Source organism: Bacillus mycoides (genome assembly GCF_018742245.1).
GTDB classification, from domain to species: domain Bacteria; phylum Bacillota; class Bacilli; order Bacillales; family Bacillaceae_G; genus Bacillus_A; species Bacillus_A cereus_U.
The window spans coordinates 4,511,114-4,533,312 of record NZ_CP036132.1; the positions used below are offsets into that span (position 1 = coordinate 4,511,114).

Genomic DNA, 22,199 nt, shown 5'->3' on the forward strand with positions numbered 1-22,199 from the left:
TAGGAGGTTCAGGTGAATGACATTTTGGCAGTTTGCCTTTAAAAACGTAACACGGAACGCCAGAGCTTATTTCGCCTATTTTGTAAGCAGTGCGTTTTCCATTGCTATTTTTTTCTCATTTGCGGTTTATTTATTTCATCCTAAATTGCATATGACAGACGTGAATTATGCTCTGAACATATTAATGACAATTTCAGAAGTTGTCATTGCGTTTTTTTCATTTTTCTTTTTACTATATTCGATTGGTACGTTTTTAAAAGTACGAAAAAAACAGTTTGGAATTTTAACAGTACTTGGCATCTCTCAACAACAATTAAAAAGGCTCGTCTTTTTAGAAAATATGTTAATTGGCATTCTTTCTATATTTTTTGGAATTCAACTCGGACTTGTCTTTTCACAGTTCTTTTTATTAGTTACCGCCAAAATTACACATGTACCTGGTTTATATTTATATTGGCCGACAAGTGCCATTGTTTTAACGACTATAACCTTTCTCGGTCTCTTTATTCTGGTATCTTCCTTTACACCAATGCTCATCCGTACGAGAAAAGCTGTACGACTTTTAAAATCAGGAAAACAACATAAAGAAAAAAAAGCATCCGTACTCGTTTCTTTATTCGGTGCGATATGTTTAATATCTGGGTATGCGTTAGCCGCAAATCCTCTGTATTTTATGTCGTTAGGTGACATCATTGGGCTTTTGTATGTCGTCTCTAGTATATTTGTCATTCCATCGCTTATTGCAGCCGGAACATACTTCTTCTTCTCACAAATTAGCTTCTTGCTCATTCGCATATTAAAGACAAGAAGAAAATTTTATATGAAACGTATTAATATGCTTTGGATTTCCGATTTAGCAACTCGTATTCGAACGAATATTAACATGCTCTTTATTGTAGCGATGCTATCAACGCTCGCTTTTACAATGATTACATTCTTATATGGGTTCGGGAAATTTACAAAGTTTGAGGAAATTAGGCAAAACCCTTTCCCGTTTACGTATTTATCTCATACTGAAAATACGTTAGCTGATCAACATTTAAACTGGTTAGAGCAAAAATTTAATGAAGAGCACTTTACTTATACAAAATTTAAAACGGATATATATGAAGTATCTTCGGCGGAAGAAAGCCCGCAGCTCTATTATGCCATTAAACAAAGTGACTATAATATACTGGCTAAGGCATTAAATTGGGAAACTCTCACAGTGAATAAAGACGAGTCTTATATCTTAATTAAAGATTTAGATGCTCAAGTCATTGGAACGCTTCATAATAAGGAAAAGAAAAACACTCTTACACTTACTCAAAACTCTTTACAATTGCAGGTGAAAGACTATACAAGTTATAGCCCGTTCCCAATTGGCTTAGTACCTCAATTAATCGTACTATCTGATGAGAATGTAGAAGCATTATCATCTATTTCGAAACAAATGAGTGTATATAGCTTCAAAGTTCTGGATTGGGAAAAAGCATATAATATTGGTTCAGCATTTATAACAAAAATCGCTAACGACAATGCGACGATTCAAGCAGAACATCCACCGTTCCACGCAAGTGAAGCAAGTGACTCTTTATACAACACGAAACTAAATATTGCTTCCTTTTTCTTAATCGGAACTTTCCTTGGCGTTATTTTCTTTATCGGTGCTGGCAGTGTTCTTTACTTCCGAATGTATACAGATTTAACAACTGAGCAAGAAAAGTATATAACGATTACGAAAATCGGCTTAACAGAAGCCGAGATGAAGCGTTCAGCGACAATTCAACTTGCTATCTTATTCTTTGTTCCATACATTATGGCATCGATCCATACGATGTTTGCGACAAAGATGTTGCAAGAAATATTAAATCTCTCATTATTCGCTGAGATTACAGTTGTACTTGTAATCTTTGGAACGGTTGAAATTCTCTTTTTCCTTTTAATTCGTTCCTTTTATATGCAAAAATTATCACAACATATTAAGTTTTAAAAATAGAAAGGTGATTATTATGGAAGAAGTATTACACATAAAAAACGTCTCAAAAGTGTATGAAGGAAAAGTCCCTCATACTGCTTTAAAAAATATAAATTTACACGTAGATAAAGGTGAATTCGTTGCAATTATGGGGCCGTCTGGAAGCGGGAAATCTACATTTTTAAACGTTATCTCTACAATTGATTCACCTACTTCTGGTGAAGTCATTATTAATGGAAAACAACCGCACACGTTCCGCAGAGAGAAGCTTGCTATTTTCCGTCGCCAAGAGTTAGGATTTGTTTTCCAAAACTTTAACCTATTAGATACACTAACAATCGGTGAAAATATCGTGCTGCCTTTAACGTTAGATAATGTCCCTTTGAAAGAAATGGACGAGAAGCTCGATAACATTTCAACAAAACTTGGAATTGATCATATTTTGGACAAGCGTATTTTTGAAGTTTCTGGAGGACAAGCACAACGTACCGCAGTAGCACGTGCTGTTATTCATCACCCATCACTTCTACTTGCGGATGAACCGACAGGAAACTTAGATTCGAAAGCGGCAATTGATGTAATGGAATTATTTACGAAATTAAATAAAGAAGAAGATGCAACAATTTTAATGGTTACTCACGATCCGTTTGCAGCAAGTTATTGTAACCGAGTTATTTTCATTAAAGATGGTGGGCTTTACAACGAATTACACCGCGGATTATATCGCGAGAAGTTTTATCAAGAAATATTAGATGTTTTAGCATTATTAGGAGGAAGACGTGGATGACGTTTTGGCAGTTTGCATTTAAAAATGTCTCACGTAATTCTAAAGCATATTTCGCTTATTTTGTAAGTAGTGCGTTTTCTATCATGGTTTTCTTTTCATTTACTGTATACGCATATCATCCGCGATTACAAATTATGAATAAATTACAAGAACGAGATCCACTCATGAACTTAGCTGGCATGGCACAGTTTGTTATCGTTTTGTTCTCGTTCTTCTTTCTCTTATATTCTATCGGAACATTTTTAAATGTACGGAAACAACAATTTGGCATTTTAACTGTTCTCGGTATATCTCAAAAACAATTAAAGCGTCTTTTGTTTACTGAAAACATGATAATCGGAATGCTCGCTATCTTTGCAGGTATTCAAGGCGGTCTTGTATTTTCTAACTTTTTCTTACTCGTTACTTCTAAATTAACAAATGCAAAAGGCCTCTATTTATATTGGCCAACAGAAGCTATTATCGTTACAACAGTAACTTTTATTATTTTATTTTTCATCGTTTCTACATTTACACCGATGTTCATTCGCACTCGGAAAACAACTCGATTAATTAAAAATAATAAAAAGGAAAAAGACGAAAAAAGGCCGTCTATACTCATTTCATTATTTGCCTTAATTTGTTTAGGGCTGTGCTATTATATCGCCGGTTATCCACAAGGCTACGTAACAGAAAAAAATGCACAAAACGGCTCTGTATACCTTATTATTTTATCTATTTTACCGCTCGTAATAGTCGGCACATATTTATTCTTTTCACAAACATTTCTTCTCCTTATTTTTATTTTAAAAAAGCGGAGAAAGTTTTATATGAAACAAATAAACATGTTATGGATTTCAGATTTAGCTAGCCGTACGCGTAGTAATATTAATGTGCTCTTTATCGTTTCTATGTTGTCAGCACTTGCATTTACAATTATTACCGGGTTATTTGCTGCTAATAATAATACGAAAGCATCGATAGTAGAACAATATCCTTTCCCCTTCACATATACGTCCAAAGGTGAAAATCCATTTGAACAAAAGCACATTGCTACAATTGAAACGGAGCTTACAAATGCTAATTTTCAATACAATAAGCATAAGGTTACAATGTTAAAAGATACCGCTTTAAAAGAAGACATTACTCTTATGAAAATGAGTGACTATAACACACTTGCGAAACAATTAAAGAGACCGGAAATAACCCTTGATTCTACACAAGTTTATATTATTTCTCGGTACTCGCCAGAACTCTTAAATCTTGTATCAAATCCATTTGCAAAACAAAATACAATTACACTCGGATCTAATAAAAAGGAATTTCATATTAAAGGATTTATTAATAAAGGGATCGAACCATCCTTTCTTTTCCCACATATAATTGTTGTACAAGATTATGTATTTGATAATATGATTCCTCATATTGAAACGACCATAGTTTATAACTACTTCGTTGAAAACTGGGAAAATGCAATTGTTCCGACGAAAAATATGTTAAAACATATTAGAAATGATACGGATAGCTTCTATAAGGCATATAAAGATCCAGAATTGGCTCCTAACGCCCCATTTGATATTTATACAGCTGCTGATGATCTAAACTACAGTAAAGGAAATTCAATTGCTACTTTCTTTATTTGGACATTTCTCGGCTTTATTTTCTTTATCGGGGCAGCCAGTGTTTTATACTTCCGTATGTATAACGACTTAACGACTGAAAAACAAAAGTACATTACAATTACAAAACTCGGCTTAACAGAATCAGAAATGTTTCGTTCTGCAACAATTCAATTAGGGATTTTATTTTTCATTCCTTATATCGTTGCTGGTATTCATACAATATTTGCGATTCAGTTTTTACAAAGCATGTTTTCTTTCTCTTTATTAAAAGAATTAGTGATTATACTTACTTTGTTCGGGATTATCGAGATTATTTTCTTCTTCTTAATCCGTTCTCTTTACATCAATAAATTATCACAGCATATTAGAACATGAATAAAATGGCCTTGTGCGTATTGCACAAGGCCATTTTCAATAGTTTTTAATAATTAGCAGTAGCCACCATAGCCGCCGCCATAGCCACCATAACCGCCGTAACCACAACCACCGCCTCCGCCGAAGCAGCTAGCACCGATAATGATTAATAAAATAAACAATACGATTAGAAGCGCAAAACCGCCTCCGCAGCCACGTCTACGGTCGCAATCATCATGTCTGTGTTCACACTTTTCGCTCATTACTCTATTCCTCCTTTAGTATCATTCATAACAAGTTCACCTTGCTCTAAATGAGGGGATTCCATTTATATTATGTTTTCAGGGCAAATAGGAAGCTTGGCATTCCTAAAAACGGGCTTGTTTTGAGAAATGGGCTGCAAAAGAAAAAGAAGATACCTTTAATTAGGTACCTTCTTTCTTTTAGTAAATATGTTCAGTTAAAGTGAAAATTAATACGTATATATCCATTCCCTATCTCTCTTGATACGGATTATTTTCATAAAAAAAGAGGGAGTATTCTCCTCCCTCTTCACTTTCTATATATCATAATTAACTACATAATGCTGCATTTCCGTATTGTAGTAGCCTTCACTATATTCAATTACTTCGCCAACTTCATCGTAAGAATAGCGCATACGTTTTAATAATGCTGTCCCTTCTTTTTCACCTAAATATTCCGCAACGAAACTAGGTGCAAATCCAACAGCGAATTCATCTCTGAAGTTTTCTAAATGTATACCTCGGTCCTCGACTAAATCATAAAGCGATTGTAAATCAAAGTCCGATAAGTCTGTACTTGCCATTCGCGCTGAAAAATAGTGCGTATAATGAATGTACGGGGCATCATTTAAAGCGTATAGACGCTCGATTCTGAAACTCTCTTTGCCAAATAAACGAAATGGCACTGATCCTTCTTCATTATGTACTACTTCTGCCTTTAACAATTTCTTTTGTACTTTATAGCCTTCTTCCACTAACACTTCTGTAAATTTTTTACCTTTTGAAAGTTTTGTCGCAGAAGTATTACGAATGACTTTCGTTCCTTTACCGCTTTTCTTTTCTAAATATCCTTCTTGAGCGAGTTCTTTAATTGCGTTTCGCACTGTAATTTTACTCACTTTGAACTCTTCTTCTAATTGTGGTTCAGAAGGAATATTCGTATGAATGGCATATACGCCATGTAATATTCGATCACGAATAATATTTTTAATTTGTAAATATAATGGTCCTTTTTTTCTCGTTACGTTCACCGTTACACCCACTACCTTTCTACATCACCTACTGATGCCGTCATTGCCCGAAGTATATCATTCTCTGATGACATTGGCGTATCACCGACGATTGTATGTGCAAGCATTCCAGCTGCTGACGCAAATGAAACAGCTTTCTCTGGTGCAAACTCTTCTATCTCGCCATGAATAATTCCGCTCGTATAAGCATCTCCAGCACCTATTCTATCATACACAGAAAACGTAAGTGTTTTTGCAAAAGTGAACGCTCCATTTTTACATATGAATCCGCGAAGTGAGTGTGTATTATCACTATTAATAGATCGATGAGTACCAGCAATTGTAGCGATATGATATATTTCAGCCACTTTTGGAATAAGGTCAACAAGTTGTGCTTCTCGCTCTGTCTCTTCTGTTTTCATTCCAAGAACGAACATTGCATCTTTTTCGTTCATCATTACAATATCAGCTAGCCCTAGCATTTCTTCATAATGAGGTTTCGCCTGTTCATACCCATCTTCTCCCCAAAGCGATGGACGATAGTTGCAATCAAAAACAACAGTACCTCCGTTTGCCTTAACTGCTTTCGCTAAAGACTTCATATGATGACGCACAGTATCATTCATCGCAAGTGTAATTCCGCAAAAATGAACGATATCAATCTCCTTGGCGATTTCTTCAAATTGGTACATCTCTTCAGATGCTGTGTTGAAACTACTTTCTAAACGATTGGAATACGTAACGCGGCTTGCACGTGCGCCAAATCCATTTTCTAAAAAGTACATACCAACATATTTACCGCCTCTTGAAATAAACGGTGCTTGAATCCCTAGTTTTTGAATGTGCGATACCGCTGCATCTCCAACTGAATTTTCAGGTAAAGTTGAAATAAGAAAACCTTCATGCCCTAGATGAGAAAGTGCGGCTGCAACGTTCACACCTGTACCTGAAAAAGAATAATTTAGCGTATTAGCTTGCGACAACAATTCATATCCTGGTACTTGCAGGCGCATCATTACTTCGCCGAACGCTGTAATTTTCTTACGCATATTGATCAACTAACTTCTTCACTACCGCTAATAGTTCGCAAACATCTTCTACTTTCGTATTGCCAGTTTCTTTATCAATAATAGAAGAGTACACATGCGGGATAACTTGCTCTACGTTTGCTTCAAGCGCAATACGTACAATTGTTTCAAAGTTCTCTTTATCAATTCCGCCTGTTGGCTCTAATGCGAATCCTTCTTCCGCACAAGCTTTCGCAACTGCGCGATATTCTTCTTCATGAGCCAAACCTTTCATCGGGAAGTATTTCAATGAATTTCCGCCCATATCACGTACAAGTGCGATCGCTGTTTTAATTGGAACGATCGCCTTTTCTTCTCCAGCCGCACTTATTGGCCCAGTAGAAATATTTACGTAACCTACTTTCCCTGTTGGTGATACTAAACTATTAATCCAGCTATCTTTTCCGCCAAGATTTGCGCGCGTTGCCCCAACTGAAGGGAACACTTGGTTAATATGACTACCAGGATAATACTTCGCAATTTCAGCTACAACCGCCGCTTGACGATTATCTCCAGCACCTAGTCCGATTGATACAGCGTCATCAATTTCTTTTCCGTATGCTTTCATCGCTGTAACTGCTTCTTCTACTGTCGGATAATCTTTTGATAAAACGCCGACTACTACATAACCTTCTGCTGCTTCAAAAATGTCTTTCGCATTTCGGATATTGTTCGCTAATACATTTAATGCCACGCGGCCTTTATAAAAACGTTTTTGAATGTTTGTCATTTTAGTTTCCCCCTACAATTTCTCTCATTTTTTCTTCAATCACATGTATATCATCACCTTGAAGTGGACGTGGATCAATATCAAAGAACCCTTGTCTTACTCCGTAATCACGTGTGTAAATTGCGATTTCCCCTTCGCGTAACGCGGTCACAACATCTTTTGCAGTTTTATTTAATTCGTTCTCGTTAATATGGATACGTGCTCTAAAAATTGCTCTTCCAGCTTCATCTTGAACGATTGTTACATTTACACCGTTTAACTCTTTCAGCGGCATAAGTACTTGCAACAATTCTTTTTCTTGTTCACTCTTATCTTCTTTCACTCCGTATTCATCCAGTGCTTGAAGTAAACCGAAAGTCGTCTCTTTCCCAACTTTCATACTTCTTCCGATGCAATGTAATTGCACCTTTAGCCATTCAATATATTTTCGTTTACCGCCAACAATACCAGAAGTAGGTCCTTCAATCGCCTTTGAACCGCTATAAATTGCTAGATCTGAATACTTCACATATTTTTGAATGTCTTCTTCAGCTGCCGCATCAACGATAAGTGGTACATTATTTCGCTGTGCAACTTCCCATGCTTCTTCAACAGAAATCATATTTTTTTGCACTGCATGATGGGATTTTACATAAAGAATAGCTGCTGTATTTTCACCAATCCCATCTTCAATATGCTCTGCTTTCCCTTCATTTGCGTAACCTACTTCAACGAGCTTACCGCCGCCTAAATAAATCATCGTTTCAACAGGAGCACCGTATTGTACGTTATGACCTTTCAGCATGATCACTTCATTTTTCACAATAACCTCTTGATGAAGCCGTTCACTTTTACGACGATTTCCTCCTGTCACAATACCAGCGATAGAAAGCGCAATTCCGCTCGATGCTGAGTTCACAACAACTGCTGCCTCTGAATCTAGAATGCTAGCAATATGGTCTCCCGCTTTATCTACTAAATCTGCAATCTCTACATAATTTTGTCCGCCATGTTTCATCGCATCCATGACTGTATTTGTCGGAGCGGATACACCTAAAATACTCATTCTGCCGCTCGCATTAATTACACGTTTTAATCCATACTTAGCATTCAATGAATGCCCCATTGATTACAACCCCTTTCGTATCAATTCTTCTTTCAGCAATGCGCTGATCCCCTTCTGAATCAATTAACGTAATCGGTTCATCTTTAACCGTAAACAAAGTTAAGTTCGCAATATCCCCTTCTTGAATGCGGCCAAGCTCTGGTTTTTTCAGCCACTCTGCCGCATTTTTCGTAACCGCATCAATTACTTCTTCAAGCGTGTAACCTAAGTAAAGGAATTTCGAAAGAACGTTAGCCATACTATAAACTGGACCATGTATACGGTTCTTCCGGTAAATATCTGTACTAATTGTATTAAAGGCAATACCGTGACGCTTCGCTGCCTCTGCTACTTTAAAAGAAAAGCTAGCATTACCATGCCCAACATCTAAATGCACGCCGCGATTCACTGCATCGATTAACACTGGTAGCGGTTTTCCTTCTTCATCAAATAAATTATTTTCTTTCCCGTTTAAGTAATGTGTAATCACATCATCTTTTTCTAGAAGTGGTACGACTTCCTCTATACGTGGAGGCGCTGAACCGATATGTACCATAATTGGTAATGATGTTTCGCTAGATAACGAGCGAGCCACGTGCAGCGGTTCAATTCCGCTATCACAAACAACACTTTTACTCATTCTCGCTTTTAACCCAACGATTACATCTTTATACTTTTCTACTGCATCTATTACTTTCTCTTTATCTATCCATTCCATATTGGATAATTCATCAATTCGTTTCAAACCGATGCGAGAAATATTTAAAAAGGCAAATAAATTCGTTTTTGCCTGCTCTCTACTTAATACTAAATCCGCAATGCGATCAGCTCCGCAGCTTCCCGCATCAACAATTGTCGTTACCCCTTGCTTAACGCCAATTTTATCCACCTCATCGCCATACGGATCAAACTCTGGAAAAGCATGAACGTGCAAATCAATCCATCCACTCGATACGTAAGTACCTGCGTAATCAAGAACCTTTCCACCTTCGCCAAAACCAGCTTTCGTCATCTGTGCGATTTTATTATTTTCAACTACAATGTCAATCTCTTCCCCGTTCACACGTTTCACATTACGTAGCACGAATCGTTCTGTCATTGTATTTCCACCCTTTTCTATAAGAAGCCATAAGAATACGCTTACATTAAAGTTTCATTTTTATATCTCTTTCTCATATTTAGAGTAGCACGAAAAAAACGAAAAGTAAATATAACGTTATAATGTTTAAATGTAAATTGTTTCGTTCTGTTAAAGAAGATTATAAATTAAAATCAACATTTTGGTGAGAGTTCCCAGTAAATATCAGGACAACCTATAAGCAGGAGGGATGTCCTTGGGATTTCGAATTTTATTATTTATAATCTTAATCACTTTGTATTTACCAATGACGGTTAGCGCAGATGCCCCACCACTCACTGCTGCATTTATTCGTGACCATCAGCTATGGATTAAAAAAAGAAATCAAGAAATACAAATCACAAAGAATCAATATGTGTATTCTCCAAAATGGTCGTATGATGGTAGGTTTCTTGGTTATATTGATAGTGATGAAAAGGGGGAAAAATCTAACCTATTCATTTATGATACTAAGGAGAAAATAAGCTATCAGCCTTATGTACAGGTCGTAACCTCTGACTTTAAATGGGCTCCTAACAAAAATCAATTGGCCTACACTGATCAAGGTGTATTAAACGTTACAAAAATAAAGAATGGTCGCCCACAAGGGTTTGAAAATGTATCACTTGGGATCAGTGATTTCGAATGGTTCCCGAACGGAAAAGAATTTATCGTTTCCTCACACTCCTGCTTGCGTCCTACTGGATGGGGTCCAATCCCACTTTATAGAATTCAAGTAGATGCAAATCTTGCTAAAGATAAAATAACACCTTTTTATACGATTCAAACAAATGAAACTGATTTATTTGCGATTGGTACTAACTATTTTAAGTGGAGTTCTGATGGAAAGTGGGTTAGCTTTTTGGCCACTCCTACTGCTTCCTTGTCAATGGATAGCAATACGTTATGTGTTATCTCATCAAAAGGGAAACACTTTCAAGCGATTGGTGAAATGCTAGGATTCAAAGATTGGATAAAGTGGGCTCCATCAGCCAATCAACTGGCCTATATTTCAGGAGAAGGAAGATTTTTTGTTGAAAATAAGAAAACCACAGTTGCAGATATACTGACATCAAAGCAACAAAAGGAATACACACCTGTAGGTTATGTAGACCTTGATTTGGAATGGTTCTCACCAGACAAAGTGATTGTGGCTCGTGCAAAGGAGAACAAAGAATGGACGGAAGGGCCTGTTCCGCCGATGATCACAACGCTTTATATTATTAATATAAAAACAGAAGAACAAAAACAAATCTCCTCCCCAAAAAAGAATGAACTTGATGAAGATCCTCAAGTTGTTGGATCTTATCTTACTTGGTTTCGTAAGAAGACAAATGTATATAAAGGTGATGTCTGGGTGAAGGATGGTTTACATGGTCAAGAATATATATGGCTGAAGAATATTGATGAGGCTCCAACCTTTTTTACTCTGAATGAAAGCCGTTGAGAAGATGTTAATTAAAATATTCTTCATATAAAGATTACTTTTTCTATTATTAAAAATTGTACCTGTTCCTCTAGTTTGATTCTCCCATTACAAAACGTTATCATGGGAGAATCAAACTTTACTTCAAAGAAACACCTATTCCTGAACCGTCACAATAACCCCGTCCATATTGTTCCCCGAGATTTCATACTGCTTATTCACCGGAACATTCACGTTCATACGATCTGAAACTTTATAATAAGAAACCGTATATTTCTTACCTTCCACATCCGTTGAGATCTCTTTTTTCTCTTTTAGAAAGTCCAAGTATTCCTCTAATGTAATTTTCTCTTTTTGCATAATCGCACTATGAGGTAAGCCTACATAGCGTATATGCCATGGCTCATATTGAATACCCGTAATATTACTTTTATTTTTCGGATAACGTAAAACAAATCCATATTTCCAGACGTTCTCTTCAATCCATTTTCCTTCAGGAGCCTTCTCCATTTTCTTCTGAGTAGACCCTACATCGAGTGATAACCCTAAATTATGTTCACTGTATCCTGCTGGAAGTGCATAATCGGATCCCATTTCTTTATATAATTTACTTTGTTCTTTAAAATCTCGATACCCGCTACTCATTAAGAAATGCTGTACTCCATCTTTGCCAGCTGCATCGACAACGTTTAAAAACTTTTTTACAATATCCTTTGCTAAACGAAGATTTCTATCAAATACCACATAACCTCTTACTAATTCACTATTGTGATTTACATTTATAATGTCGGACCTAATACTATCTTTTTTAACTGGGTAATCTTTATTAACTAATAATAGATTTCCCTTATAAATCTCTTCTTTTGTAACCTCTACCTTTTCAATATTCGCCGATTTTACCTTATTATCTTTTTCTGCAATTTTAACATCGATATCCTTTTGAAATAATGGTGATATATAAAAGCCTACACAGACTGTACATAATATAAAAAGAGAAATAAATACCCACTTTTTCATTTCTAGTTCCTCCTTAACGTAACTTACGTATAGAATAGAAAAAACTATTAAAATAAAAAGTGGGGTAAAGTTTAAATTTTTATTAAATCGCCTGATTCTCTTCTTTTGGTAATCTCACTTCAAATATCGTTCTAATTACATTACTTTCAGCAGAAATGGTACCGTTATGCTGCTCGACAATATTTTTCGCAATAAATAACCCAAGGCCTGTACTACCTTGCTGCTCCGTTCTAGCTTTATCACCTGTATAAAACATATCAAAAAGATACGGTAAATCTTCTTCTGGAATACTATCTCCGTAATTTATAATTTGTACAACTACCTCTTCACGATCAATATATCCGTTCACATCAACAAACTTTCCATCATACCCATAGCGAATTGCATTCGTTAAAAGATTTTCAAATACTCGTGCTAATAATTTTCCGTCACCATTAATAGGTAAATGCGGATTCATATTCAATCTCGCCTCTAAATCCTTTTTTTCTAATAACGGATACAATTCTTCCTCTAACTGTATGAGTAATTCACTTATATCAATTGGTCTTTTTTCAATTTGCAACATGCCATAATTCATTCTCGTTATTTCAAATAATTCATCAATTAAGCTTTCCAGTCTTTCGGATTTTGTAAAAGCAATTGTAGAAAAGTGTTTAATTTGTTCCTTCGTCAAATTCTCATCTTTAAGAATTAAATCTAAATAACCTAAAACAGATGTTAATGGCGTTCTTAAATCATGAGCTAAGTTAACAATGAGCTGATCCTTACTACTTTCCGCAAAATCTCCTCGTTCAACTGCTTCTTTTAATTTCTCACTCGCTACATTCATTTCGCGGGCGATATATCCAAACTCATCATTTGATGAAACGCGAACTTGATTTGTAAAATCTCCGTTCGCCAAATGATGAATCCCGTTTGAAATCTCATCAAAATACTTTAAATACGGCCTAGTAAGGAAGAAGAAAAACATAATGGACAGAGGGATGAAAATGATTAAAAAGAAATTAATATCCCCAATTTGTCTTACCATTGAACGCAATTGAGCTAAAGGATCCTCATAACGAACTACTAATTTATAATAGATCCGTAATCCTTCATAAAGTAAATACGTTACGCCAGCAGCTAATATCATACTTAACGCAAATAGCATAACCATCTTCAATCGAAAGCTTCTCATCTTTTTAGCCATTGAAAGTATACCCTACTCCCCACACTGTTTTTATTAACTTATTCTTTCTTTTATCTTCTCCAAGTTTTTTCCGCAAAGTACGGATATGTACCATAACTGTATTTCCACTTTCGTAATACCCTTCAGCCCATACTTGCTGAAAAATATTTTCCACACTGTACACTTTCTTCGGATGACTTGCTAATAAATATAAAATATCAAATTCTTTTGGTGTTAATTCAATTGGCTCTCCGTACACATTTACTGTTCTTCGCTCAGGATCAATAGCGACTCCGCCTATTTCTAAAGCAGATTTATTCTCCGCTACTTTCGGTTGATTTAACGTAAGAAATCGGCGTAATTGTGCATTTACACGTGCGACTAATTCAATCGGTGTGAAAGGCTTCGTCATATAATCATCTGCGCCTAGCACAAGACCTGTCACCTTATCAAAATCAGATGTTTTCGCACTTAAGAAAATGATTGGCATGTGGTGCTTGCCGCGAATCTGCCTCGTCACTTCATATCCATCCATTTTCGGCATCATAATATCTAAAACCACTAAGTCGATTGGTTGAGTTTGAATAATATGCATGGCTTCTTCTCCATCAGCTGCTTTAACGACGTGGTAACCCTCTTTTTCTAAATGTATCTCAATTAAATCAGCAATTTCCGCTTCATCATCAGCTATTAAAATTGAAATGTGCTTCATTTTAGTCCCCCTACCTCATTCCGTTTTCATACGCTCGATTGTACTGTGATAGTAAATGAAATTATATCGGCGATTTTCCAAATATATCGACCACAACTTGAATTATATCGGCGATTTTTCAATTATATCGACCGTAACTCGAATTATATCAGCGATTTTTCAATTATATCGACCGTAACTCGAATTATATCAGCGATTTTTCAATTATATCGACTTACCAACAATTAACGACAAAATCCTCCCGCTATTTGCGGGCATCCTGATTAAAGGTTCAATTTACCTCTCCAAAACAATCCGCTGCTTCGTGATTTTTTCTAGTCTCCCGCGGTCAACTTCATACTCAGCTTCAACACTTTGCGGCACAACCACTTTCCCGCCCTCAAGCATCACTTCCGGCGAAATAATATCCCTCTCCCAATGCCTATTAGAAGCAGATATATCTCCAGGAATCGTAAAGTTCGGCAATGAAGCAAGCGCAACGTTTTGCGCTCGTGAAATCCCCATTTCCACCATACCGCCGCACCAAACCGGGATATTATGCTCCATACAATAATTATGGATTTGAATGGATTCTGTTAATCCTCCCACTCGCCCCGGTTTAATATTAACGATTTGGCAACTACCAAGTGTAATCGCAACACGTGCGTCTTCTAAACTATGGATACTTTCATCTAAACAAATCGGCGTTTCAATTTTCTTTTGCAGTTGTGCATGATCAAGAAAATCATAATCCGCTAACGGTTGTTCAATCATCATCAATTGAAATTCATCTAGTCGTTTCAACTTCTCTGTATCCGCTAATGTATAAGCTGAATTTGCATCAGCCATTAACGGGATATGCGGAAACTCTTTACGAATTTCTTTCAGTAATTCGTAATCATGTTCCGGCTTTATTTTCACTTTAAAGCGCTCGTATCCTTCTTGCGCGTACTTCTCGAGTTGTTTTAACATAACCGGAATCGTATTGATCCCAATCACAACGCCGACTTCAATTTCAGTCCTAGTTCCACCAAGTAATGTCGCTAACGACTGCTTTTGGCGCTTCGCATATAAATCCCAAACAGCACCTTCAATTCCGGCCTTTGCCATTCGGTTTCTCTTTATATGTTGGAACAAAGACGGTACTTCATTCGGATGAGGGATTTCAGCTTTCAATAAATCTGGTAATAAAAAATCCTGAAGTACATGTAGCGCTGTCTTCACCGTTTCTTCCGTATACCAAGGCTCAGAAAACGCAACGACTTCCCCAAAACCAACATATCCATCCGTATCTTCTAATTCAATGACGATACTCTCACGTTTTTCGTAAGTTCCGTAACTTGCGGCAAATGGGATAACGAGCGGCATTTCCGTTATATAAAGTGTTGCCTTTTTTATTTCCACCTACATCTCCTCCACTAATTGTCTTAACTCTCGTCTTAACAATTTCTTCGAAGCATTTCGTGGTAATTCCTCTAAGAAACACGCTTTCTTCGGCACTTTATATTTCGCTAATTTCTCTTCGCAAAAACGAAGAATTTCTTCTTCTGTTACCGCCCCGCTTTTGACAACAAAAGCAGCTGGTACTTGGCCCCAACTTTCGTCCTTCATACCGACAACACCCGCTTCCACTACCGCTGGATGAGAGAGCAATACTTCTTCAATTTGAGCTGGATATATATTTTCCCCGCCAGAAATAATTAAATCACTGCGGCGATCTAATACGTATAAAAATCCTTCCTCATCTAAATAACCGAGGTCGCCAGTATGAAGCCAACCATTTCTGATCGCCTCACGCGTCGCATCTTCACGGTTAAAGTAGCCACCTGTTACGTTCGGTCCTTTTACAACAATTTCACCTTCAGCACGGGGCGGTACTACTACGCCGTCTTTTTCAATACGAAGTTGGCATTGAAATAGAGGTTTTCCAGCTGATCCTACTTTCGTTAACATATAATCTGCTGATAACGTACAAATTTGCGACGACGTTTCTGTCATACCGTACGTTTGATACACAGGAATTCCTTTTTCCACACACGTTTCTAATAACGGCTTCGGCGCTGGTCCTCCGCCAAGTAACATGCATCGTAAAGAAGATGGATATGTTCCTTCTCCAAGTCGTTCTAATAAATCTGTTAACATTTTAGAAACGACAGAAATAATCGTAACACCTCTCGTTTGAAGTGCTTTATGAATAAAATTAGCATCATATTTCGGAACGAGTAAAATGCGCATACCATACATAATATTTTTCATTAAAAGAGATAGCCCGCCAACATGGAACATTGGCATACAAGCTAACCAACAATCATCTTCGCGAAGCCCTAAATTAAGCGCGGAACCGACTGCACTTGCCCAGTGGTTACCGTACGTTAAAATAACGCCTTTCGGTTTCCCTGTCGTCCCTGACGTATAAATAATTGTCATCGCTTCTTCTAAAGAGAATTCTTCTTGTATAGATGCTTCCGCCTTCGGTCCTTGCATCACTTCAGCAAATGAATATACGGGAACATTTTCCGTCTCAAACTTTTGATCCGTCACTAAACAAACAACTTCAGCATCATCCATTTGCCAAAGTAGCTCTTCTCTTGAAAGACGCGTATTTAAAAGCACAGCTACTGCACCTACGTAAGATAAGGCGTGAATAACTGTAATCATCTCCATACCATTTTTCATCAGAACAGCCACCTTTTGCGCCCGTTTCACTCCTACATGTGAAAGTTGTTCACAAACAGATACTACTTTTTCATGCAGCTGCATAAAAGTAACCTTTTCATCCTCTATTTCAATTGCAGTGCGATCTGGTGTTAAAAATGCACGTTGCATTAACCAATTCGGCATCGTCTCCATCACTCATTCTCCTTTCATGAAAGAAAGAGACTTGATATAAAATCAAGTCTCTTAGTTGTTTTGTTTCCGGTTTGATCTTTGGTTGCATCTCACATTGTGTGCGGGGCAAAACAGTCGGCTCCGCTTTTGAAACATCCAGCTACAGCGGCTAGAACAGTCGGTCGTTTCACGCCTTCCTACGAGGCAAAAAGTGCCTCTTTGTCAGGAGTTCCAACGCCCTCTTGTTCTAAGCGAGCCGCTTCCGCTTTTGGTTTGATCACGGGAAACGAGGGAATTGACCGAAGTCCGGAGTACGTTTTTCTTTGAACGCGTCGCGGCCTTCTTTTGCTTCGTCAGTTGTGTAGTACAATAACGTTGCGTCTCCAGCTAGTTGTTGTATACCAGCTAAACCGTCTGTGTCTGCGTTGAATGCAGCTTTTAGGAAACGAAGTGCCATTGGGCTGTTTGCTAAAATTTCTTGTGACCATTGTACTGTTTCTGCTTCAAGTTGCTCTAATGGTACAACTGTGTTTACTAAGCCCATATCAAGCGCTTCTTGTGCACTATATTGACGGCATAGGTACCAAATTTCACGAGCTTTCTTATGGCCTACCATACGAGCTAAATAACCAGCTCCGTATCCACCGTCAAAGCTTCCTACTTTAGGACCTGTTTGTCCGAATACAGCGTTTTCTGCAGCGATTGTTAAGTCACATACGATATGAAGTACGTGTCCACCACCGATTGCATAACCTGCTACCATTGCGATAACTGGTTTAGGGATTGCGCGAATTAGACGTTGTAAGTCTAATACGTTTAAACGTGGGATTTGGTCGTCACCTACATATCCACCATGACCGCGAACTTTTTGGTCGCCGCCAGAACAGAATGCACGTCCACCTTCACCTGTTAAAATGATAACGCCAACATTTGCATCATCACGAGCGTGCGCAAAAGCATTGATTAACTCCATTACCGTTTTAGGACGGAATGCATTATGTACTTCAGGGCGGTTAATCGAAATCTTTGCGATGCCATTGTATGTTGAATAAATAATATCTTCGTAATTGCCTTCTTTTACCCATTCAATAGTCATTACTATTACCTCCTTTTATATTTCTGATCTCCTCTATAAGTGCAACTTCCTTCTTGCTGAAAAAAGCATCACTGCATAGTTTTTAGAAATCCCTTTACTATTGTATCAAACTTTTCCGGTTGTTCCACATGAATTGCATGGCCAGCACCATCAATTTTGACAAATTTCGCGCGAGGGATGCATTTTTCTATGTTTTTTAATAGGCGAAAGAACTTTTCATCGCTTTCTCCATTCAGTAAAAGGACAGGCATTTTTAAGTTTTGCAATTCGTTCCACCATGAAGGCTGAGCCCCTGTTCCCATGCCGCGAAGACTATTTGCAAGTCCTTTTGGATTATTAGCAAGTCGTTCTTTTCGCACCGCTTCTTTTACGTTTTGCGCTAAACGTTGTTGCGTTTCAAATAGCGGAATATTTTCCCACATCGATACAAAACTTCGGATGCCTTCTTGCTCGATTTTATCGGCAAGTCGTTCATCTTTTTCCTTGCGTTCTTTTCGCTCTTCCTCACTCTCAAGTCCAGCTGTACAGTTTTCTAAAAGAATAGAACGCACATATCCTGGATATAAGCATGCCATCGTAATCGCAAGTCTCCCGCCCATTGAATAGCCAAGTACATGTGCATTTTCAATATGAAGATGATCCAGTAGTTCTTTCATTTGCAGCGCCACATTTTGAATATCATAATGCGTCACATCTTCAGGACTTTCCGTTTTCCCGTGTCCAACAAGATCTACTAAAATGACTTGAAACTGCTCGCTCCAAGAAGGAATAAAGGAACGCCACGTTTCCATGCTTCCCGTAAAACCATGAAGAAGTAGAAGTGGTTCCCCGCTTCCGGCTACTTCATATTCATACGATACACCTTGCAATGTTACTTTCATTTTGATTCACCTTGCAAAGATGTAGTAATAACGTCCATTGTTTTTGCCCATAATTCACGATGTAATTTCAAGTTTTCTTCGCGATTCGTACAAATTTCCACAACGTGTAATCCTTTCGTTGTCGTTCCAGTTTGTACTTCTTCTCGGAAGTTTTCCCATCCATCCACACGGCTAAATGAGCCACCATACATTTTGACAACATGCTCGTAATCAAGCCCAATTGGTGTTCCAAATAATGATTCGAAATGTTCCTTTTTCTCGTATTGTGGTAAGAATGAGAAAATACCTCCACCATCATTATTTACAACAACAATCGTTATATTTAATTCATGTAATTTTGCGGCTAATAATCCGTTTAAATCGTGATAAAATGATAAATCACCGATTACTAATACGAGCGGATCACAAATAATACTCGCTCCTAAAGCTGTTGAAATGATTCCATCAATACCATTTACACCGCGGTTCGCCATTACTTGAATGTTTTTATCCGACGTGAAGAAAAATGAATCTGTATCGCGAATTGGCATACTATTACTTGCAAATAACGTTGCCCCTTCTGGTAATACACGTACAATATCCGTAATTACTTTTCCTTCAAATGCCGTTTCATATGTTTCCATCTCACGAAGTGTTTCTCGCGTTTTCTCGTTTATATGTTTCCACATTCCGAACCAATCATTCTTTTTCATAACTGGCATTTTATCTATTAATGCTCTGCAAAATTCAATGTCACTAGCTTGTACAACTTCTGTCGCAACTAGAGCTGGATCTCTCCATTGTCCAGATTCATCAACAACGATATGAACAGCTTTCGTTTGTTTTTTGATGAACTGCGTTAATGCTTTAGAAACAGGCATTCCGCCGAAACGAATTAAAACATCCGGCTTCCACGTTTCTTTTAACAATTCATTTCGTAAAAATGTATCATAACAATCTATAACCATCGTTTTATCATGATTACCACTACGGAGATTAGAAAGTGGATCTGCTAAAATTGGATACCCTGTTTTCTCAGCTACTTTCATAACAACTTCTGTGATTTCTGGATGATTGCCGTCTCCACAAATAATAAGCCCCTTTTCCATATGTGAAAGGCGCCCTACAAGAGAATCTACATATTCACTCGGCATCGTCACGTTCCCTTGCTGAACTACTCCTGTATATTCACCACGCCCTTTATCCCATAAGCTTTCTAATGAAAAATCTGGGATTAACGGCTCGCGAAGCGGAAAATTGAGATGGATAGGTCCTTGCGGTGCTAGAAGTGCGCTTGCTATCGCACGCTGTGTCGTCATACGAGCGTAATGATACATCGTTTCGCTCGCCTCCGGAAGTGCCATCTCCATAAATTGCTTCACAAAAGTACCGTATAAATTAAATTGATTCATCGCCTGTGGTGCACCCACATCTCGTAATTCATGCGGTCTATCCGCCGTTAATACGATAAGCGGCACTCGTGAATGAAACGCTTCACATACAGCTGGATAATAGTTCGCAGCTGCCGTCCCTGACGTACATAATAGTGCAACAGGACGTTTTTTTGCTTTCGCAATACCAAGCGCAAAGAATCCTGCTGATCTTTCGTCTACATGTAAATATGTTTTTATTCCTTCATGTTGTTCCATTAGTAAGGCAATCGGCGTTGACCGTGAGCCTGGACTAATAACAACATCACATACATTTAGACGCGTCAGTTCGTCCACGAACGCGCCTAAATAATATGATAATGCTTCTATATGATTGTTCATTTCATTAATTCCTCCAAAGCACCAAGCATCGGTCTAAACTTCAAACTTGTTTCTTCATATTCAAGCTGCGCTACTGAATCAATTACGATACCACAGCCGGCAAATAAGGATGCTTTCTCGCCGTTTAATAATCCGCAGCGAAGTGCAACCGCAAATTCACCATTTCCTTCATCATCTATAAAGCCAATTGGGGCACCATATAATCCTCTATCTAAAAGCTCTACATCACGGATTAATTTCAACGCCTCATGACGAGGTGTACCACCAAGAGCTGGCGTTGGATGTAATTCTTCTACCATCGCTAAAAGACTTGCATCGCCTTTTGCTTCTACTGGCGTATATAAATGGATTAAATTTTTCGTCGTTAATAAGCCCGGGCTCTCCGGAATATTAACAGATTCGCAATGCTCACTTAGCACACCTCGAATCATGTTAACTACATAACCGTGTTCAGCCAAATTCTTTTCATCATGAAGAAGCGTCTCACCATTTTGTTTACTTTCTTCTATAGAATTGCCATGACCAATTGAACCAGCAAGGCACATCGATGTAAACTTCTCGCCTTCTTTTCGAATCAATCGCTCAGGTGTCGCCCCTAAGAAGCATGCTCCTTTATAATCAAAAGAAAATACGTAACAATCCGGTTGCCCAATGCGAAGCGCTTCTAAAACAAGAACGGAATCAATATGCTGATCCATCGTTAATTTTAGCTCCCTTGCTAATACAACCTTCTGCACGTTCCCTTGCTTCATTTCATCCTGAACTTTTCCAATCGCATTCATCCAGCCCTTCGGATCAACTTCTACTTTAGAAGTAACTGTTAATTTTGATCCTTCTAGTGCACATTTACTCTCTTGTAAAATTCTCTCTTCTACAGAAATAATTTCGTTATAAAGAGTTTCTGCACAATCTTCAGCTGAAACGAACTGATTAATGGTTAACCACGCTTTTTCATTTTTTACAGTTAATAAAAATGCTGGTAGTGAAAATGTGGTATCATCAAATTCTTTCCAAAGATTCGTTTTTTCTTTTTCTTGGTCAAATGAAAATCCACCAAATAAAAGAGGACCTGTTCCAAATTCATATCCTTCTCTTTGTACAAATGCTTTCTCTTTCACTTTATCCCACTCGTCACGAGCAGTTTGAAAGCGTTTGTGAGAAGAATTTGCTATAGTGAAAACAGAGCCAATTCCAGCAAATATTACATGCTGAGCTGGGTCTGCAAAATAACATCTATTTTCGAATGAGACCCTTTTTCCTGCTGCATAAAACAGAAGTGGATCCACCCAATCTATTTGTTTTACAAAACTAACTAATGTTTTTTCATCAGTCGCACGCTTAATAGCTGTAACAAGAACTTCTTGTAAGCCTTTTTGTTTCGTTTGAATCAC

General features: G+C 37.7%; 19 protein-coding genes. 4 read left to right on the forward strand and 15 right to left on the reverse strand.

All coding sequences use genetic code 11. The annotated features are described in order from the left end of the window. The first annotated feature begins 16 nt into the window (after positions 1–16). The 3 genes from EXW56_RS23195 to EXW56_RS23205 are packed head-to-tail and all read left to right on the forward strand — an operon-like array spanning position 17 to position 4,720. Positions 17–1,972 carry an FtsX-like permease family protein gene (locus EXW56_RS23195; RefSeq protein WP_215597001.1) on the forward strand — a complete coding sequence of 652 codons (1,956 nt, stop codon included), beginning with the start codon at positions 17–19 and terminating at the stop codon, positions 1,970–1,972. A 19-nt stretch (positions 1,973–1,991) separates the two neighbouring features. Next, positions 1,992–2,744 (forward strand): ABC transporter ATP-binding protein, encoded by a 753-nt coding sequence (locus EXW56_RS23200; RefSeq protein ID WP_002112520.1) that lies wholly within the window; start codon positions 1,992–1,994, stop codon positions 2,742–2,744. Then, a complete protein-coding gene (locus EXW56_RS23205; RefSeq protein WP_098988757.1) occupies positions 2,741–4,720 on the forward strand; it encodes an FtsX-like permease family protein in 1,980 nt (659 codons plus the stop codon). Before EXW56_RS23200 ends, EXW56_RS23205 begins: the two co-directional genes overlap by 4 nt. A gap of 53 nt (positions 4,721–4,773) precedes the next feature. Here the strand turns inward: EXW56_RS23205 and EXW56_RS23210 are convergent, their stop codons facing one another. From EXW56_RS23210 to EXW56_RS23235, 6 genes are all read right to left on the reverse strand, one after another. Continuing rightward, positions 4,774–4,962 carry a YjcZ family sporulation protein gene (locus EXW56_RS23210; protein ID WP_002199009.1) on the reverse strand — a complete coding sequence of 63 codons (189 nt, stop codon included), beginning with the start codon at positions 4,960–4,962 and terminating at the stop codon, positions 4,774–4,776. A gap of 296 nt (positions 4,963–5,258) precedes the next feature. Beyond that, on the reverse strand, positions 5,259–5,984 hold the full coding sequence (locus EXW56_RS23215; protein ID WP_002112523.1) for a GntR family transcriptional regulator: 726 nt from the start codon (positions 5,982–5,984) through the stop codon (positions 5,259–5,261). Next, positions 5,984–7,000: a sugar kinase gene (locus EXW56_RS23220; RefSeq protein WP_098988756.1), complete on the reverse strand. Its 1,017-nt coding sequence runs from the start codon at positions 6,998–7,000 to the stop codon at positions 5,984–5,986. The genes EXW56_RS23215 and EXW56_RS23220 overlap by 1 nt, the downstream gene beginning before the upstream one ends. After that, positions 6,993–7,748 carry a 2-dehydro-3-deoxy-phosphogluconate aldolase gene (gene dagF, locus EXW56_RS23225; RefSeq protein WP_098988755.1) on the reverse strand — a complete coding sequence of 252 codons (756 nt, stop codon included), beginning with the start codon at positions 7,746–7,748 and terminating at the stop codon, positions 6,993–6,995. Before dagF ends, EXW56_RS23220 begins: the two co-directional genes overlap by 8 nt. A gap of 1 nt (position 7,749) precedes the next feature. Continuing rightward, the gene (locus tag EXW56_RS23230; RefSeq protein ID WP_215597002.1) at positions 7,750–8,853 is read right to left on the reverse strand and encodes a DgaE family pyridoxal phosphate-dependent ammonia lyase; all 1,104 of its coding nucleotides are present in this window, start codon (positions 8,851–8,853) and stop codon (positions 7,750–7,752) included. Continuing rightward, entirely contained in the window at positions 8,831–9,931 is a 1,101-nt protein-coding gene (locus EXW56_RS23235; protein ID WP_215597003.1) for an amidohydrolase/deacetylase family metallohydrolase, read from the reverse strand. Before EXW56_RS23235 ends, EXW56_RS23230 begins: the two co-directional genes overlap by 23 nt. Positions 9,932–10,166: 235 nt before the next feature. Here EXW56_RS23235 and EXW56_RS23240 point away from each other — a divergent pair, with 235 nt between their 5' ends. Continuing rightward, entirely contained in the window at positions 10,167–11,396 is a 1,230-nt protein-coding gene (locus EXW56_RS23240) for a translocation protein TolB (RefSeq protein ID WP_215597004.1), read from the forward strand. A 135-nt stretch (positions 11,397–11,531) separates the two neighbouring features. On the opposite strand, the gene EXW56_RS23245 is transcribed toward EXW56_RS23240, so the two are convergent. The 9 genes from EXW56_RS23245 to EXW56_RS23285 form a co-directional block, all read right to left on the reverse strand. Continuing rightward, entirely contained in the window at positions 11,532–12,392 is an 861-nt protein-coding gene (locus EXW56_RS23245) for a M15 family metallopeptidase (RefSeq protein ID WP_215597005.1), read from the reverse strand. Positions 12,393–12,474: 82 nt separating this feature from the next. After that, entirely contained in the window at positions 12,475–13,581 is a 1,107-nt protein-coding gene (locus EXW56_RS23250) for a sensor histidine kinase (RefSeq protein ID WP_098988752.1), read from the reverse strand. Continuing rightward, on the reverse strand, positions 13,574–14,272 hold the full coding sequence (locus tag EXW56_RS23255) for a response regulator transcription factor (protein WP_002112536.1): 699 nt from the start codon (positions 14,270–14,272) through the stop codon (positions 13,574–13,576). The genes EXW56_RS23250 and EXW56_RS23255 overlap by 8 nt, the downstream gene beginning before the upstream one ends. Positions 14,273–14,548: 276 nt before the next feature. Beyond that, a complete protein-coding gene (menC, locus tag EXW56_RS23260) occupies positions 14,549–15,655 on the reverse strand; it encodes an o-succinylbenzoate synthase (RefSeq protein WP_002199002.1) in 1,107 nt (368 codons plus the stop codon). Continuing rightward, positions 15,656–17,101 carry an o-succinylbenzoate--CoA ligase gene (locus EXW56_RS23265; RefSeq protein ID WP_215557632.1) on the reverse strand — a complete coding sequence of 482 codons (1,446 nt, stop codon included), beginning with the start codon at positions 17,099–17,101 and terminating at the stop codon, positions 15,656–15,658. Positions 17,102–17,357: 256 nt separating this feature from the next. Continuing rightward, positions 17,358–18,176 (reverse strand): 1,4-dihydroxy-2-naphthoyl-CoA synthase, encoded by an 819-nt coding sequence (gene menB / locus EXW56_RS23270; protein ID WP_002199000.1) that lies wholly within the window; start codon positions 18,174–18,176, stop codon positions 17,358–17,360. Positions 18,177–18,244: 68 nt separating this feature from the next. Then, complete coding sequence (gene menH, locus EXW56_RS23275) at positions 18,245–19,057, reverse strand: 2-succinyl-6-hydroxy-2,4-cyclohexadiene-1-carboxylate synthase (protein WP_215557633.1); 813 nt, start codon at positions 19,055–19,057, stop codon at positions 18,245–18,247. Beyond that, a complete protein-coding gene (gene menD / locus EXW56_RS23280) occupies positions 19,054–20,808 on the reverse strand; it encodes a 2-succinyl-5-enolpyruvyl-6-hydroxy-3-cyclohexene-1-carboxylic-acid synthase (RefSeq protein WP_215597006.1) in 1,755 nt (584 codons plus the stop codon). Before menD ends, menH begins: the two co-directional genes overlap by 4 nt. Beyond that, complete coding sequence (locus EXW56_RS23285; protein ID WP_002112544.1) at positions 20,805–22,199, reverse strand: isochorismate synthase; 1,395 nt, start codon at positions 22,197–22,199, stop codon at positions 20,805–20,807. The genes menD and EXW56_RS23285 overlap by 4 nt, the downstream gene beginning before the upstream one ends.

Bases quoted from the DNA above. Each gene is read 5' to 3' on its own strand.
- EXW56_RS23195 (WP_215597001.1), top strand. From the start codon at position 17: ATGACATTTTGGCAGTTTGCCTTTAAAAACGTAACACGGAACGCCAGA.
- EXW56_RS23200 (WP_002112520.1), top strand. From the start codon at position 1,992: ATGGAAGAAGTATTACACATAAAAAACGTCTCAAAAGTGTATGAAGGA.
- EXW56_RS23205 (WP_098988757.1), top strand. From the start codon at position 2,741: ATGACGTTTTGGCAGTTTGCATTTAAAAATGTCTCACGTAATTCTAAA.
- EXW56_RS23210 (WP_002199009.1), bottom strand. From the start codon at position 4,962: ATGAGCGAAAAGTGTGAACACAGACATGATGATTGCGACCGTAGACGT.
- EXW56_RS23220 (WP_098988756.1), bottom strand. From the start codon at position 7,000: ATGCGTAAGAAAATTACAGCGTTCGGCGAAGTAATGATGCGCCTGCAA.
- dagF (WP_098988755.1), bottom strand. From the start codon at position 7,748: ATGACAAACATTCAAAAACGTTTTTATAAAGGCCGCGTGGCATTAAAT.
- EXW56_RS23230 (WP_215597002.1), bottom strand. From the start codon at position 8,853: ATGGGGCATTCATTGAATGCTAAGTATGGATTAAAACGTGTAATTAAT.
- EXW56_RS23235 (WP_215597003.1), bottom strand. From the start codon at position 9,931: ATGACAGAACGATTCGTGCTACGTAATGTGAAACGTGTGAACGGGGAA.
- EXW56_RS23245 (WP_215597005.1), bottom strand. From the start codon at position 12,392: ATGAAAAAGTGGGTATTTATTTCTCTTTTTATATTATGTACAGTCTGT.
- EXW56_RS23250 (WP_098988752.1), bottom strand. From the start codon at position 13,581: ATGGCTAAAAAGATGAGAAGCTTTCGATTGAAGATGGTTATGCTATTT.
- EXW56_RS23255 (WP_002112536.1), bottom strand. From the start codon at position 14,272: ATGAAGCACATTTCAATTTTAATAGCTGATGATGAAGCGGAAATTGCT.
- EXW56_RS23265 (WP_215557632.1), bottom strand. From the start codon at position 17,101: ATGGAGACGATGCCGAATTGGTTAATGCAACGTGCATTTTTAACACCA.
- menB (WP_002199000.1), bottom strand. From the start codon at position 18,176: ATGACTATTGAATGGGTAAAAGAAGGCAATTACGAAGATATTATTTAT.
- menH (WP_215557633.1), bottom strand. From the start codon at position 19,057: ATGAAAGTAACATTGCAAGGTGTATCGTATGAATATGAAGTAGCCGGA.
- menD (WP_215597006.1), bottom strand. From the start codon at position 20,808: ATGAACAATCATATAGAAGCATTATCATATTATTTAGGCGCGTTCGTG.